The sequence below is a fragment of the Microbacterium sp. 2216-1 genome (assembly GCF_046507855.1).
Lineage (GTDB): Bacteria > Actinomycetota > Actinomycetes > Actinomycetales > Microbacteriaceae > Microbacterium > Microbacterium esteraromaticum_C.
The window spans coordinates 1,191,334-1,205,789 of record NZ_JBKFTM010000001.1; the positions used below are offsets into that span (position 1 = coordinate 1,191,334).

Genomic DNA, 14,456 nt, shown 5'->3' on the forward strand with positions numbered 1-14,456 from the left:
TCGAATGTCGGTGGTCGCTGGTGTACTAGAGGCATGACGGCGCTGATGGACGTGACGGTGGAGCAGGTGACCACGCTCGATGAGCTGGTCGAGCTCGCGCAGTCCATCGAGCAGTCGATCAGCAGCATGCAGGCGGCACGTGACGGAGTGCTCGCACTGGCCAGTCGCTGGGCACTGGACGCGGCGGGTGAAGTCGACGAGGCCGACCTCTCGCTACGTACGGTGGCAGCTGAGCTCGGCGCGGCGTTGCGGGTCAGCGACCGAACGGTGCAACGGCGCATGCTCGCTGCAGAACAGGTTGTCGAGCGCTTTCCGCGCGTGTGGGCGGCTCAGGGCGCCGGCGCGATCAGCGCCGGGCACACCAGGGTGATCGTCGAGGCGGGGGAGCACATCGACGATGCGGAGTCACGTGACCGATACGCCGCGCGCGTGTTGGAGGTCGCGTGCGGTGAGTCGCCGAATCGCACCCGGCCCATCGCCGAGCGGTTGGCTCAGCAGTACCAGCCGAAGTCGCTCGACGAACGGCATGAGGATGCCCGTGAACTCCGCGGCGCGTGGGTCAGCGACCACCCGGACGCCATGGCGGAACTGCACGTGTTCGGACCATCCGTTCTTGTGCACGGCGCATTCGACAGGCTCACGTCGATGGCGAAGGCGAGTAGCCGCGCGGTCCTGAGCGGCCCGCATCGGCAGGCTGAGCCCTTGTCTGATCCGCTGCCCGGCACCGCGTTCGGCCCGGCGGCGACACACGACGCCCACGTCGCGATCGATGAGGATGTCCGCACGCTCGCGCAGCGACGCTTCGACCTGGCCATGAACCTGCTGCTGACCGGCGCACCGGCAGGGCACGACACGGACGACGGGCTGCTCGCCGCAATCCGGCCGCGGGTCAGCGTGACGATCCCGTTCCTCACGCTGATGGACCGCGACGCCACTGCCCTTCGCCTTCTGCGCGGCGCGGGCCGTTGCGACGCCGTTGGCGGCGGATGCGCTGACGCCGGTCGTGGCGCTAGTGACAACGACGCCCGTACTGGTGACGCCGCAGTCATCGGCGTGCGCGAAGGCGTCAACGCGGAACTGGACGGGCACGGCCCGATCGACGCGCATACCGCGCGCGTACTTGCCGGCGCCGCGTCGGGATGGAACCGCCTACTCACCCACCCGGTCACGGGGATGTTGCTCGCCGTCGACCGGTACCGGCCCAGCGAGCAGCTTCGCCGTCATCTGCGAGCCAGAGACCAACGATGCCGGTTCCCCACGTGCGGTATGCCGGCCATCGACAGCGATCTCGACCACACACAGGACGCCGCCTTCGGCGGCGCCACCGAGGAGGGCAACCTCGGGGCACTGTGTCGCCGACATCATGTGCTGAAACACCATTCCCCATGGATGGCGGAGCAACGGGGGAGCGGACTCCTCGAATGGCGCAGCCCCACGGGGCGGTTCTATGTCGACCGGCCACCCCCGCAGAACACCGTCACCTTTACCGAGACCGCGCTGACCGAAGCCGATACGCAGTGCAACGACAGCGGCGGCGACGGCGCGAATCCCTCACCGGCACGATCCGCCGCGCCGTTCTGACCTGACCTGCCGGGGCCAGTCAATCGTGGCCCCGCGCCAGCCCCACGCCTCAGCACCCGCGCGCCGGCGCTGCGACAGATCAGTCCTTCTTGTGGCGCGGCTTGCGCGTGCCGCCCTCGTCACGGAAGTCGCGACCGCGCCCGCCGCGGTCGTCACGCTGGTAGCCCCCACGATCACGCGATCCCTGGTAGCCGCCGCGACGGTCGTCGTCGCGCGGCGCACGCCGGTTCGGCACACCGCGGTCGGGCTTGATCTCGATCAGCTTCCCCGAGATGCGGGTGTCGCGCAGCTTCTCAAGCACCGCGCGGTCCATCGTCACGGGCAGCTCGACGATCGAGAAGTCGGGCTTGATCGCAATGGCACCGAAGTCATCGCGTCCCAGGCCGCCCTCGTTCGCGAGTGCTCCGACGATCTGCCGCGGCTCGACCCGGTGGCGGCGCCCGACCTCGATGCGGTACGCCGTGTAGTCGCCGCGTCCGCGCCGCTCACGAGGGCCACGATCCGAGCGCTCCTGCCGCTCGCGCGGGGGACGGTTGTCACGTTCGACCGCCTTCGACAGTGCGTCGTCGGCGGGGTCCAGCAGCAGCGGTGTCTCGCCCTGCGCCACGACGGCCAGAGCGGCAGCGACGTCGGCCTCGGGAACATCGTGGTTGCGCACGTAGTGGGCGATGATGTCACGGAAGCCCTCGATACGTCCGGTTTCGCCGAGCGCGGCGGTGATCGCGTCGTCGAAGCGCGCCAGGCGCGTGGTGTTGACGTCCTCGGTGGTGGGCAGCTGCATCTGCGCGGGCTGCTGACGGGTCGCCTTCTCGATGTGCTTGAGCAGATAGCGCTCACGCGGGGTGATGAAGCTGATCGCATCGCCGGTGCGGCCGGCACGACCCGTGCGGCCGATACGGTGCACGTACGACTCGGTGTCGGTGGGGATGTCGAAGTTCACCACGTGGCTGATGCGCTCGACGTCCAGGCCGCGGGCCGCGACGTCGGTGGCGACGAGGATGTCGAGCTTGCCGTCCTTGAGCTGGTTCACCGAACGCTCACGCTGCACCTGCGGAACGTCGCCGTTGATGGCCGCCGCCGAGTACCCGCGGGCACGCAGCTTCTCGGCGAGCGTCTCGGTCTCGTTCTTGGTGCGGACGAACACGATCATGCCGTCGAAGTTCTCGACCTCGAGGATGCGCGTGAGGGCATCCACCTTCTGCGCGTACGAGACCACCAGGTAGCGCTGAGTGATGTTCTGGTTCGTGCTGGTCTTCGCCTTGATGGCGACCTCTTCGGGCACATTCAGGTACTGCTGCGCGAGCCGGCGGATCGCCGCGGGCATCGTCGCCGAGAACAGCGCCACCTGCTTGTCGCTCGGGGTCTGCGCGAGGATCTGCTCGACGTCCTCGGCGAAGCCCATCTTGAGCATCTCGTCGGCCTCATCGAGCACCAGGTACTTCAGCTCCGACAGGTCGAGCGTGCCCTTGGCCTGGTGGTCCATGATGCGGCCGGGCGTGCCGACGACGATGTGGACGCCGCGACGCAGAGCCGAGAGCTGCACGCCGTAGCCCTGCCCGCCGTAAACCGGCAGCACCCGTACGTCCTTCATGCGCGAGGCGTAGGCTTCGAACGCCTCGCAGACCTGCAGCGCCAGCTCACGCGTGGGTGCGAGCACGAGCGCCTGCGGCGTCTTCTGCGTCAGATCGAGGTTCTCGAGCACAGGCAGCGCGAACGCGGCCGTCTTGCCGGTACCGGTCTGCGCCGTGCCGAGCACATCGCGCCCCTGCAGCAGCAGGGGGATGGTCGCGGCCTGGATCGGCGACGGCGTCTCATAACCCAGGTCGCGGATGGCGCGGAGCACCGGGCCACTGATGCCAAGGTCATCGAAGCCGGGCGTCGACGACTGCTCGGCGACGGCCTCTCCGGAGTCGGTGGAGGAGTCGGGGGCAGGCACAGCGGCGGCATTCTCGTCAGCAGTCACCTACCAACGATAGTGCCTCCGGATGTGAGAGTGCTGGCGGTCGCAGCAGGGCGCGATGCTCAGCGGCGTGTCGTCACCGCTGTCCGCCGCCGGTCAGCTCCAGAAGACGCTCCTTCACCTGGCGGCGCAGCACCTTGCCGATCAGTGAACGAGGCAGCTCATCGACGACGAACAGCCGTCGCGGCACCTTGTAGGGCGTGAGAATTCCGCGCGCGAACTCACGGATCGACTCGATGTCGGGGTCGACGCCGGCATCCACCACGATCGCGGCGACCACCTCCTCGCCGGAGTGTTCGCTCGGCAGACCGACGACCGCCGCATCCACGACATCGGGGTGCTGACGCAGCGCGCCCTCCACCTCGGTGGGGGCGACGTTGAACCCGCCCGTGATGATGAGCTCTTTGATGCGATCTACGATTCGCACGAAGCCCTTCTCATCGATCGTCACGATGTCGCCGGTGCGGAACCAGCCGTCGACGAAGACCGCCTCGGTGGCTTCCGGCTTGCCGTAGTAGCCGGAGAACACCTGGGGGCCGCGCACGATCAGTTCTCCGGGCGACCCGGCAGGCACGTCCTGCGTGGGGTTCTCGGGATCGACCACGCGGCACTCGGTGCCGGGCAGGGGCAGCCCGATCGTGCCGGCGACACGGTGCTCGGCCACCGGGTTCGCCATCAGCACGGGCGAGCACTCACTCAGGCCATAGCCCTCGACCAGGTATCCACCGCTGGCCTCCTCGAAGGGCACGACCAGCTCGTGGGGAAGCGCCATGGCCCCAGAGATCGCCACTTCGGTGCCCGCGAGCGAGACGCCCTTCTCTTTCGCGGCCGACAGCAGACGCTCGGCGATCGGCGGCACGAGCGGCAGGAACGTCGCCGGGTGCTTCTTCGTGACCTCCAGCACCATGTCGGGATCGAACTTGGGGAACAGCACCAGCCGCGCACCCATCGACATCGCGAACGTCAGGCACAGCGTCAGTCCGTATGCGTGGAACATCGGCAGCACCGCGTAGACGACGCAGCCGTCGCCGCGCGTGATCGAGTGCACCCAGGCCTGGGCCTGCGCGGCATTGGCGAGCAGGTTGCGGTGCGTCAGCGATGCGCCCTTGGGGGTGCCGGTCGTCCCCGAGGTGTACTGGATGATCGCGAGGTCATCGGTCTGCGGACGCGGGTGCGACGAGGGCAGCGGAGCGGATGCCACCAGCTGATCCCAGCTGATCGCGCCGCGCACCTTGGCCGTCAGCGCCTGGCGCGACTCGCGAGCCTTCGCGATCGGCAGCTTCAGGGCGAGTCGCGTCATGAAGGGCATAGCCGTGGTGACATCGACCGAGATCAAGTTCGTCACCTTCAGATCGTCGGGGAACTGCTGCACGGTCTCGACGACCTTGCTCCAGACGATCGCGTGCGTGGCGCCGTGGTCCTCGAACTGCTTGCGCAGCTCGCGAGCGGTGTACAGCGGGTTGTGCTCGACGACCACCGCGCCGAGGCGCAGCACCGCGTAGAAGGCGATGATGTGCTGCGGGCAGTTGGGCAGCACGATGGCGACGGGGTCGCCGAGGCCGACGCCGAGATCGCGCAGACCGGCTGCGGCGCGCTCGATCGCGTCCTGCATGTCGCGGTAGGTGGTCTCGCGCCCGAAGAACTGCAGGGCCGGGGCATCCGGGTAGTCGCGCACCGACGCTTCCACGATGTCGATGAGAGACCCGGTCACCGGGGGAAGATCCTCGGGAACGCTGTCTGCGTAGCTGGCGGTCCAGGGGCGCGGGGGATCGAACGTCGTCACGGGTTCAGCTTACGTGTGCAGGGCCGGGGCTCTCGTAGACTGGCGTGGTGTCAGAAATCACCCCCGATCTCGTGCGCCATCTCGGCGTGCTCGCGCGCATCAAGCTCACCGACGACGAGGTGACCCAGCTGACCGGTCAGCTGGACGCCATCGTCGACAACATCGCCAAGGTGTCGGAGGTGGCGACGCCCGATGTGGCGGCCACCAGCCATCCGATCCCGCTGAGCAACGTCTTCCGCCCCGATGAGGTCGGCCTGACGCTCACGCCCGAGCAGACCCTGCAGAACGCACCGGATGCCGCCGACGGCCGCTTCCGCGTCACGGCCATCCTGGGAGAAGAGCAGTGAGCGACATCATCCGCATGACCGCCGCGGAACTCGGCGACAAGCTGAGCGCCGGCGAGATCTCCAGCGTCGAGGCCACCCAGGCGCACCTCGACCGCATCGCCGCCGTCGACGGCGATGTGCACGCGTTCCTGCATGTCAACGAGCACGCCCTTGCGGCCGCCGCCGAGGTCGATGCCCGGCGCGCCGCGGGTGAGCAGCTCGGCCCGATCGCCGGTGTGCCGCTGGCCATCAAGGACGTCCTGGTCACCACCGATCAGCCCTCCACGAGCGGATCGAAGATCCTCGAGGGCTACATGTCGCCGTTCGACGCGACCGTCGTCGCACGCTCACGTGCTGCGGGACTGGTGCCGCTCGGCAAGACCAACATGGACGAGTTCGCAATGGGCTCGTCGACCGAGCACTCCGCGTACGGCCCCACCCGCAACCCCTGGGATCTGGACCGCATCCCCGGCGGATCCGGCGGCGGCTCGGCAGCGGCAGTCGCTGCCTTCGAGGCTCCGCTCGCGCTCGGTTCCGACACCGGTGGGTCGATCCGTCAGCCCGCGCATGTCACCGGCACCGTGGGCATCAAGCCCACCTATGGCGGGGTCAGCCGCTACGGCGCGATCGCCCTGGCATCCAGCCTCGACCAGGTGGGTCCCGTCACGCGCACCGTGCTCGACGCGGGCCTGCTGCACGATGTCATCGGTGGCCACGACGCCAATGACTCCACCTCGCTCGACGAGCAGTGGCCGTCGTTCGCCGAGGCCGCACGTGAGGGCGCGACCGGTCAGGTGTTGAAGGGCCTGAAGGTCGGCGTCGTCAAGGAACTGCCCGACTCGGGATTCCAGCCCGGCGTCGCCGCCTCGTTCCGCGAGTCGCTCGCCCTCATGGAGGCGCAGGGCGCGGAGATCGTTGAGATCTCGGCCCCGCACTTCGAGTACGGCGTCGCCGCGTACTATCTGATCCTCCCGGCAGAGGCCTCCAGCAACCTCGCCAAGTTCGACTCGGTCCGCTTCGGGCTCCGCGTCACGCCAGAGGGCAACTCCACGGTCGAGGACGTCATGTCCGCCACTCGTGAGGCCGGCTTCGGCCCCGAGGTCAAGCGACGCGTCATCCTCGGCACGTACGCGCTGTCGGCCGGCTACTACGACGCCTACTACGGCAGCGCCCAGAAGGTGCGTACGCTCATCCAGCGCGACTTCGATGAGGCGTTCGCGCAGGTCGACGTGATCGCGACGCCCTCGGCACCGACCACAGCGTTCAAGATCGGTGAGAAGATCGACGACCCGCTGCAGATGTACCTCAACGACCTGACGACGATTCCCGCCAACCTCGCCGGCGTGCCGGGCATCTCGATCCCGTCGGGGCTCGCATCCGAGGATGGGCTGCCCGTCGGCATCCAGTTCCTCGCCCCCGCGCGTCAGGACGCGCGTCTGTACCGCGTCGGCGCCGCTCTCGAAGCCGCGCTGCTGGACTCCTGGGGAGCACCCCTCCTGGAGAAGGCCCCCACCCTGGGAGGAACCCGCTGATGGCCACCGCAAAGCTCATGGACTACGACAAGGCCCTCGAGCTGTTCGAGCCGGTGCTCGGATTCGAGGTGCACGTCGAGCTGAACACGCGCACGAAGATGTTCTCGGGCGCACCCAACCCCGCGCACGAAGAGTTCCACGCCGCCGAGCCGAACACGCTGATCGCGCCGGTCGACCTCGGGCTTCCGGGTTCGCTCCCGGTGGTCAACGCCACCGCGGTGCGCTCGTCGATCAGCCTGGGCCTGGCGCTCGGATGCTCGATCGCCGAATCGAGCCGCTTCGCGCGCAAGAACTACTTCTACCCTGACCTGGGTAAGAACTATCAGATCTCGCAGTACGACGAGCCGATCGCCTTCGAGGGCTCGGTCGAGGTCGAGCTGGAGGACGGCACGCTGGTGACCATCCCGATCGAGCGCGCCCACATGGAGGAGGACGCCGGAAAGCTCACCCACATGGGTGGTGCCACCGGTCGCATCCAGGGTGCGGAGTACTCGCTGGTCGACTACAACCGTGCGGGTGTGCCGCTCGTCGAGATCGTCACCAAGCCGATCTTCGGTGCCGAGCACCGTGCGCCTGAGATCGCCAAGGCGTACATCGCGGCCATCCGCGACATCGTGCGCGGACTCGGTATCTCTGAGGCGCGCATGGAGCGCGGCAACCTCCGCTGCGACGCCAACGTGTCTCTGCGTCCCCGCGGGCAGGAGAAGCTCGGAACACGCACCGAGACGAAGAACGTCAACTCGATGCGCTCGGTCGAGCGTGCCGTGCGCTACGAGATCCAGCGCCAGGCGCAGATCCTCGCCGACGGCGGGGTCATCATCCAGGAGACGCGCCACTGGCACGAGGACACCGGCACGACCTCGCCGGGGCGTCCGAAGTCGGATGCTGACGACTACCGCTACTTCCCGGAGCCCGACCTGCTGCCGGTCGAACCGGCGCGAGAGCTGGTCGAGGAGCTGCGTGCTGCTCTTCCCGAGCAGCCGATCGCCCGCCGTCGCCGGCTGAAGGCCGACTGGGGCTTCACCGACCTGGAGTTCCAGGACGTGCGCAACGGCGGTCTGATCGATGTCGTCGCCGCGACAATCGACGCCGGATCGACGCCGGCTGCGGCCCGCAAGTGGTGGACCGGCGAGATCACGCGCGTCGCGAACGCGCAGGAGCGCGACGTCGCCGATCTCGTCAGCCCGCAGAACGTCGCCGCGCTGCAGCAGCTCGTCGACGCGGGAACGCTGACCGACAAGCTGGCCCGCCAGGTGCTCGAGGGCGTCATCGCCGGCGAGGGGACGCCGCAGGAGGTCGTGGATGCCCGCGGACTGGCCGTCGTCTCGGATGACGGTGCGCTGATCGCAGCGATCGATGACGCCTTCGCCGCGCAGCCCGATGTGCTCGCCAAGATCAAGGACGGCAAGGTGCAGGCGGCCGGTGCCGTGATCGGCGCCGTGATGAAGGCGATGAAGGGACAGGCCGACGCCGCACGCGTGCGAGAGCTGATCCTGGAACGGGCCGCGCAGGACTGACCGTGATGTCCCATGCCTCCACGAGAATGGAGGCATGGGACGCGGTGACGGATCGGGACGACTGGTCTCGCCCGAAGGGGCGGACGACAGCGGCACCGGCATCCTGCATGTCGACATGGATGCGTTCTACGCCGCTGTCGAAGTGTTGCATGATCCTTCGCTGCGGGGGCTGCCCCTGATCATCGGCGGACGCGAAGGGCGCTCAGTCGTGTCCAGCGCATCGTACGAGGCGCGCCGATACGGCGTGCGCAGCGCGATGCCGGTGGGGCAGGCGCTCCGTCTGTGTCCGACGGCGCGGGTCGTCCCACCCGATTTCGAACGCTATCGTGCGGTGTCCGCACAGGTGATGGCGATCTTCGAGAGCATCACCCCGCTGGTCGAACCACTGTCGATCGACGAGGCGTTCCTCGATGTGCGCGGCGCACGCCGGCTGTGGGGGAGTCCCGGCCGTATCGCCGTGCTCATCCGCCGCCGTGTGCAGGACGAGGTGGGCATCACGTGCAGCGTCGGAGTGGCCGCGACCAAGCACGTCGCGAAAATGGCCTCGACCATCTCCAAACCCGATGGCATGCTGATCGTTCCTGCCGCCCGCACACAGGAGTTCCTCGACCCGCGCCCGGTGGGTGCGATGTGGGGTGTCGGCCCGAAGGCGGCGGATGCCCTCGCCCGCCGCGGCATCCGCCTCATCAGCGATGTGCGCACGTCGCCTCCCGAGGCGTTGGAGCGCGCGCTCGGTCCGGCGCTGGGACAGCGGATCCGTGCGCTCGCGACGGGGCAGGACGCCCGCACCGTCGAGACCGAGCGGATCGAGAAGAGCATCGGGCATGAGGAGACCTTCGACCGCGATGTCGAGGACCACGAGTTGCTGCGCTCCGAGCTGCGGCGCCTTGCCGATCGGGTCGGCGCCCGACTACGCGCCTCGGGCTGGCATGCCGGCGGTGTGGCGATCAAGATCCGCTTCGCCGATTTCACCACGGTCAACCGGTCGGTGTCGCTTGCCGAGGCGACCGATGTCGGACAGCGGCTGGGCGAGACCGCACTGTCGCTGTTCGAGCAGATCGACCGGCGCGATCCCGTGCGTCTGGTCGGCGTCCGCGCAGAGCGCCTTCGCCCGGCGGCTGCGGGCGCGCTGGCGCTGTGGGACGACGACGAGGACCAGCGCCGGCTGGAGGGCACGCTCGACGATGCACGGGCACGATTCGGTGTCGGCATGATCACCCGGGCGCGGCACATGAGTCGAGGGGAGAGCCGGTCGCCGGGGCATCCGCCGGTGGACTAGCGTGGGGTCATGCCGAACATTGCACTGGAACTGGGAAAGCAGGCCGCCTCTCTCGGGGTCAAGAGCGCTTACGGTGAGACGGTCGACGTAGATGGAGTCGGCGTCACCCCGGTGGCGCTCGCGATCACATGCTTCGCCGGCGGCGAAGTCGAACAGCAGGGCGACGGCGGCGCAGGCGGCGGAGTGGCTGTTCCGCTCGGCGTCTACGTGCGCCGTGAGGAGGGTCTGCGCTTCGAGCCGAACTTGATCACGTTGCTCGCTGTCGCCGTGCCCTTCGTCTGGGTGTCCGGACGCGCCATCACGCGCATCATCCGTGCCCTCAAGAAGTAGCGACCCTCTGGACGCGGTGCTCACCGGCGCCACCGAGCAGATCCGTTCGGCTGTCGCCGGGCTCGGTGTGCCCAATCCGGTGGTCGTCATCGACGGGCGCAGCGGAGCAGGAAAGACCAGCCTCGCCGCGCGACTGGTGCGTGCCTGGCCGTTGCCGCAGCCCGTGCAACTGTTCGCGCTGGACTCGGTCTACCCGGGGTGGGACGGGCTGACGCGGGGCGCCGAGATCGCGCGCCAAGGCGCCCTGCTGCCACACAGCCGTCAGCGGATCGGTCGCTGGCACCGCTGGGACTGGCAGCATGACGAGCCCGCTGAAGCGCACGCGGTCGACCCCGATCTCGGGCTGATCGTCGAGGGGTGCGGTGCACTGACACGGGCATCCGCTCCTCTGGCGCACCTGACGGTGTGGGTTGACGGCCCCGCCTCAGCGCGGCGCAGCCGCGCGCTGGAACGGGACGGCGACGTATTCCGCGACCACTGGGACATGTGGGCAGCGCAGGAGGATGCGCACATCGCTCGCGAACACCCGGCGCAGTTGGCGACGATGGTCTTCACGACACCCTGAGGCGTCTCACCCCGCGTCGTGCTCGTCCGCGAGCATCACCAGCTGTTCGAGCCGGTATCCGAGCCAGTCGTAGACGTGGAAGCGTTCGTCGTCGGGCCCGTGGGTGTCGGCGATGTCGATGCCGAGTCGTGTGGCGACGACCAGCCGCACCGCTGCCAGGGTTCGCAGCCAGGCGTTTACGTGCTCCGGTGGGATCCGTATCGTCCGCTGCCGCATGGCTGCGCGCGTCGACGGAGCTGAGCCGCCCTCGAGCGGCGCGCCGAGATCGGAACGCACATCGAGGGCATCCGCCGTCCGCCGATCGAACAGGCCATCGCGTGTGGCCGCGCGGAACTCGGCTGCCGCTGCGGGATCATCGGCATAGGCGGCCGGTGCGATGCGGCTCAGACCGGGGTCGTCTGTCACTTTGCCGTCGGCGATGACCTCGAGGAACTCGTCGATGAGCCGCTGCAGGTTATGCACCTCGATCGTCGCGAGCGAGAGCGATAGATCCGTCGTCACTGAGGCGCCCGCCTCACCGTCGCCCACAAGCCGAAGTCGTGCATTGCATGCGCATGGGCCTCCATCGTCTCGCGCGGACCGGTCGCCACCACGGCGTGACCCTCGTGGTGCACGGCGAGCATCAACCTGTTGGCCTGCTCGGCCGGATACCCGAAGTACGTGCGGAAGATGCGTGCCACGTAGCTCATCAGGTTCACGGGGTCATCCCACACGACGAGCTGCCACGGCACCAGAGGGGCCGCCATCAGCTGCTCATCGAGAACTGGCGTCGAGGACGGCGTGCTCATGCCCACCCCAGTTCGTGCAGTTGCTCGTCGTCGATGCCGTAGAAGTGCGCGATCTCGTGCACCAACGTCGTGTGTACCTCCGCGCGCAGCGCGGCCTCATCCGCACACGCGGCGAGATGCGTCTCGCGGAAGACGATGATGCGGTCGGGCAGCTCACCCATCCCGTACTGACCGCGCTCGGTCAGCGCGAACCCCTCGTACAGGCCGAACAACTCCTCGCCGGTCTCCGCGCGGTCCTCGACGACGAACACGACGTTGTCCAGGCCGTCCACCATGTCGTCGGGCAGCTTGTCGAGTTCGTCGATCACGAGAGCCTCGAAGGCATCGGCATCCATCTCCATCCCGGCGCCGAGGTCGAGGCTCATGTGCACGCGCGGACCGACATCGACGAGCCCAGCGCGCTGCTCGGCGTCGAGGAGAGCCGCCGTGAAGCTGTCCGAGGGCGTCGGGACCTCAGCGAAACCGAGGGAGGCGTAGAACGGTGCGTTCCAGGGGATCTCGGCGAAGGTGCGCAACGTGATCTGCTTCGCACCGCGCGCACGTGCCTCGTCGAGCGCGGCGTGTACAAGGGCCGTGCCGTGACCGAGCCGGGCGTGCTCCGGCAGCACCGAAAGCTGCTCCAGGTGCGCCACATCATCGTGCGTGATGACGTGGACGAAACCCACGGCCGGACCGGCCTCGTCGTCGGCTGCCACGAGAAGGAACCCCGGATGCTGACAGCGATCCTGTCCGGACGGGGGAGAGCCCCATGCGGTACGGTCCACGACTGCGTCGAATGCGGTGTCGGCGGTGGCCTCGATCCTCGCGATCGACGGCAGATCGGAGTCTGTTGCGATACGGACGTGCGAGGCCATGCATCGATCGTATCGACTCGTTCTGATCGCGGCCCTCGGCGAAGAGCACCGACGCGTTCCACAGAGGCTGTCGCGGGCGCTTCCCCCGTTGCTAGCATCACTCACACAACGCAGAGAAGGTTCTCAGAAGGAGAACGCATGGCCGGTTCAGCAATGGTGCAGACATCGAAGTGGCGCAGTTTCTGGAACAACGGCGGGTGGTGGAAGGCCCTGCTACTGGTGATCTTCTACTGGGTGCTCTACCAGGGCGTCGCGTGGCTCATCCACACTCTCTTCGGCGGAATGATGACGCCGGGCGGTACGTTCGCCTCGCCTCAGAACGTGCTGATCGGTCACACACTGTCGATCCTCGTCACCGGGCTGTTGATGCTCGCGCTCGCCTGGTCGTTCGGCTGGTTGAAAGAGCTGTTCGGGTCACAGCCGATCCGCGGCAGCTGGTGGATGTGGCTGGCGGTCGTCGTCGTGCTGGGCTTCAACGCGGTGCGGTACGCGGCCGTCGACTATCAAGCGGTCGGGGTCGGGGTGACGCTGATGACACTGTTCCTCGGACTGTGCATCGGATTCACCGAGGAGCTCGTGTGCCGTGGTTTCGCGGTGCAACTGCTGCGCCGCGGCGGATACAGCGAGTGGGTCGTCGCCGCGCTATCGTCGCTGCTGTTCGGCATCCTGCACGCCGGGAATTTCATCGGCACGACGGATCTGCTTCCCGTCGCCGTGCTGGTGGCGTACACGTTCACGTTCGGCGTGCTGATGTACCTCTCGATGCGCGTCAGCGGCACGCTGATCCTGGCGATCTTGTTGCACGCCTCAACCGATCCGAGCCAGTTCCTGATCACCGGCGCCATCGGCGAGCAGGGACAGGTGGGAGAGGCGAGCGCGCTGATGCCGATCGCGAACCTCGCGAACCCCGTTGTGATCATCGTCGGACTTGTGCTGCTGATCTTCATCCGCGGGCGTGTCGGCCGCGCGCACTACAGTCTCGGCGATCGCGTCGAGAAGTAACGGGCAACGGAAAAGGTCAGGCCCGGACTCCTTGGAGGAGTCCGGGCCTGACCTGATTGGGGTGAGTAACGGGGCTTGAACCCGCGACCCCCGCGACCACAACGCGGTGCTCTACCAGCTGAGCTATACCCACCATGTGCCCGCCTCAGCGGGCAACCCTTAGAGTCTATTACATGTTTTGAGTGAACGATGACACGGTGCGACTCGAGATGTCTTTGGCCTCGTCGGAAGAGGGCCCGGGCTCGGCTACGAAGACCGCTTCACGGTAGTAGTGCAGCTCGCGGATGGACTCCAGAATGTCGGCCAATGCACGGTGTCCGCCGTTCTTCTCGGGGGCCTGGAAGAACACCCGCGGGTACCAGCGGCGCGAGAGCTCCTTGATGCTGGAGACGTCGACGTTGCGGTAATGCAGGTGCCCGTCGACACCGGGCATGTACTTGGCCAGGAACATCCGGTCGGTGCCGATCGTGTTGCCCGCCAGCGGCGCCTTGCGCTCCATCGGAACGAAGCGCTTGATGTATGCGAGGGTCTGCGCCTCGGCCTCGGCGAGCGACACGCCGTGGGGGATCTCGTCGATCAACCCCGACGTGCGGTGCATCTCGGTCACGAAATCGCCCATGTTGGCCAGCGCGGCATCGCTCGGCTTGATGACGACCTGGAACCCGGGGTCGATCACCCGCAACTCGAAGTCCGTGATGACGACGGCGATCTCGACCAGTTCATCGACGGCGAGGTCGAGTCCCGTCATCTCGCAGTCGATCCACACCAGCCGGTCGTTCTCAGACGCAGAAACCATCCCTTGATCCTAGCGGCGGGCCCGGACACGGTACCGTAGACGTACACGCCTCCTTAGCTCAGTGGATAGAGCAGCAGCCTTCTAATCTGTTGGTCGCAGGTTCGAATCCTGCAGGGGGCACCAACGATCACCGCCCCACCGCA

General features: G+C 67.8%; 14 protein-coding genes, 2 tRNA genes and 1 pseudogene. 9 read left to right on the plus strand and 8 right to left on the minus strand.

The genetic code is table 11. The features are described 5' to 3' along the window. Positions 1-33: 33 nt before the first annotated feature. Positions 34-1,581, plus strand: coding sequence for a DUF222 domain-containing protein (locus ACLD0U_RS05500; RefSeq protein ID WP_410340044.1), 1,548 nt, complete (start codon positions 34-36; stop codon positions 1,579-1,581). Between the two features lie 79 nt (positions 1,582-1,660). Here ACLD0U_RS05500 and ACLD0U_RS05505 read toward each other — a convergent pair whose 3' ends face one another. After that, positions 1,661-3,517: a DEAD/DEAH box helicase gene (locus tag ACLD0U_RS05505; protein WP_410340270.1), complete on the minus strand. Its 1,857-nt coding sequence runs from the start codon at positions 3,515-3,517 to the stop codon at positions 1,661-1,663. 100 nt (positions 3,518-3,617) lie between these two features. After that, on the minus strand, positions 3,618-5,324 hold the full coding sequence (locus ACLD0U_RS05510; protein ID WP_410340045.1) for a long-chain-fatty-acid--CoA ligase: 1,707 nt from the start codon (positions 5,322-5,324) through the stop codon (positions 3,618-3,620). 47 nt (positions 5,325-5,371) lie between these two features. On the opposite strand from ACLD0U_RS05510, the gene gatC reads away from it, so the two are divergent. Genes gatC through ACLD0U_RS05540 form a run of 6 tightly spaced genes read left to right on the plus strand, consistent with a single transcriptional unit; the run spans position 5,372 to position 10,873 of the window. After that, the gene (gene gatC / locus ACLD0U_RS05515; RefSeq protein ID WP_179410953.1) at positions 5,372-5,671 is read left to right on the plus strand and encodes an Asp-tRNA(Asn)/Glu-tRNA(Gln) amidotransferase subunit GatC; all 300 of its coding nucleotides are present in this window, start codon (positions 5,372-5,374) and stop codon (positions 5,669-5,671) included. Beyond that, positions 5,668-7,182, plus strand: coding sequence for an Asp-tRNA(Asn)/Glu-tRNA(Gln) amidotransferase subunit GatA (gene gatA / locus ACLD0U_RS05520; RefSeq protein WP_179410952.1), 1,515 nt, complete (start codon positions 5,668-5,670; stop codon positions 7,180-7,182). The genes gatC and gatA overlap by 4 nt, the downstream gene beginning before the upstream one ends. Continuing rightward, on the plus strand, positions 7,182-8,699 hold the full coding sequence (gene gatB, locus ACLD0U_RS05525) for an Asp-tRNA(Asn)/Glu-tRNA(Gln) amidotransferase subunit GatB (protein WP_179410951.1): 1,518 nt from the start codon (positions 7,182-7,184) through the stop codon (positions 8,697-8,699). Before gatA ends, gatB begins: the two co-directional genes overlap by 1 nt. A 34-nt stretch (positions 8,700-8,733) precedes the next feature. Then, positions 8,734-9,978 carry a DNA polymerase IV gene (gene dinB / locus ACLD0U_RS05530; RefSeq protein ID WP_224817796.1) on the plus strand — a complete coding sequence of 415 codons (1,245 nt, stop codon included), beginning with the start codon at positions 8,734-8,736 and terminating at the stop codon, positions 9,976-9,978. 9 nt (positions 9,979-9,987) lie between these two features. Next, entirely contained in the window at positions 9,988-10,308 is a 321-nt protein-coding gene (locus ACLD0U_RS05535) for a hypothetical protein (RefSeq protein WP_179410949.1), read from the plus strand. Beyond that, a complete protein-coding gene (locus tag ACLD0U_RS05540) occupies positions 10,292-10,873 on the plus strand; it encodes a hypothetical protein (RefSeq protein WP_410340046.1) in 582 nt (193 codons plus the stop codon). The genes ACLD0U_RS05535 and ACLD0U_RS05540 overlap by 17 nt, the downstream gene beginning before the upstream one ends. A gap of 6 nt (positions 10,874-10,879) precedes the next feature. Here ACLD0U_RS05540 and ACLD0U_RS05545 read toward each other — a convergent pair whose 3' ends face one another. The 4 genes and pseudogenes from ACLD0U_RS05545 to ACLD0U_RS05560 form a co-directional block, all read right to left on the minus strand. Further along, positions 10,880-11,374, minus strand: coding sequence for a DUF2017 family protein (locus ACLD0U_RS05545; RefSeq protein ID WP_410340047.1), 495 nt, complete (start codon positions 11,372-11,374; stop codon positions 10,880-10,882). Further along, a complete protein-coding gene (gene clpS / locus ACLD0U_RS05550; RefSeq protein ID WP_410340048.1) occupies positions 11,371-11,661 on the minus strand; it encodes an ATP-dependent Clp protease adapter ClpS in 291 nt (96 codons plus the stop codon). The genes ACLD0U_RS05545 and clpS overlap by 4 nt, the downstream gene beginning before the upstream one ends. Next, positions 11,658-12,002 (minus strand): metallopeptidase family protein, encoded by a 345-nt coding sequence (locus ACLD0U_RS05555; protein ID WP_241263598.1) that lies wholly within the window; start codon positions 12,000-12,002, stop codon positions 11,658-11,660. The genes clpS and ACLD0U_RS05555 overlap by 4 nt, the downstream gene beginning before the upstream one ends. A 114-nt stretch (positions 12,003-12,116) precedes the next feature. Next, positions 12,117-12,515 (minus strand): annotated as a pseudogene (locus ACLD0U_RS05560) (GNAT family N-acetyltransferase); the annotation flags it as partial. A 138-nt stretch (positions 12,516-12,653) separates the two neighbouring features. On the opposite strand from ACLD0U_RS05560, the gene ACLD0U_RS05565 reads away from it, so the two are divergent. Beyond that, a complete protein-coding gene (locus ACLD0U_RS05565) occupies positions 12,654-13,517 on the plus strand; it encodes a CPBP family intramembrane glutamic endopeptidase (protein WP_410340049.1) in 864 nt (287 codons plus the stop codon). 57 nt (positions 13,518-13,574) lie between these two features. On the opposite strand, the gene ACLD0U_RS05570 is transcribed toward ACLD0U_RS05565, so the two are convergent. Next, positions 13,575-13,650, minus strand: a tRNA-His gene (locus tag ACLD0U_RS05570). Positions 13,651-13,686: 36 nt separating this feature from the next. Next, complete coding sequence (gene orn / locus ACLD0U_RS05575) at positions 13,687-14,313, minus strand: oligoribonuclease (RefSeq protein ID WP_179410944.1); 627 nt, start codon at positions 14,311-14,313, stop codon at positions 13,687-13,689. A gap of 47 nt (positions 14,314-14,360) precedes the next feature. Between orn and ACLD0U_RS05580 the strand changes: the two genes are divergently transcribed. After that, a tRNA-Arg gene (locus tag ACLD0U_RS05580) sits at positions 14,361-14,436 on the plus strand. Positions 14,437-14,456 lie beyond the last annotated feature (20 nt).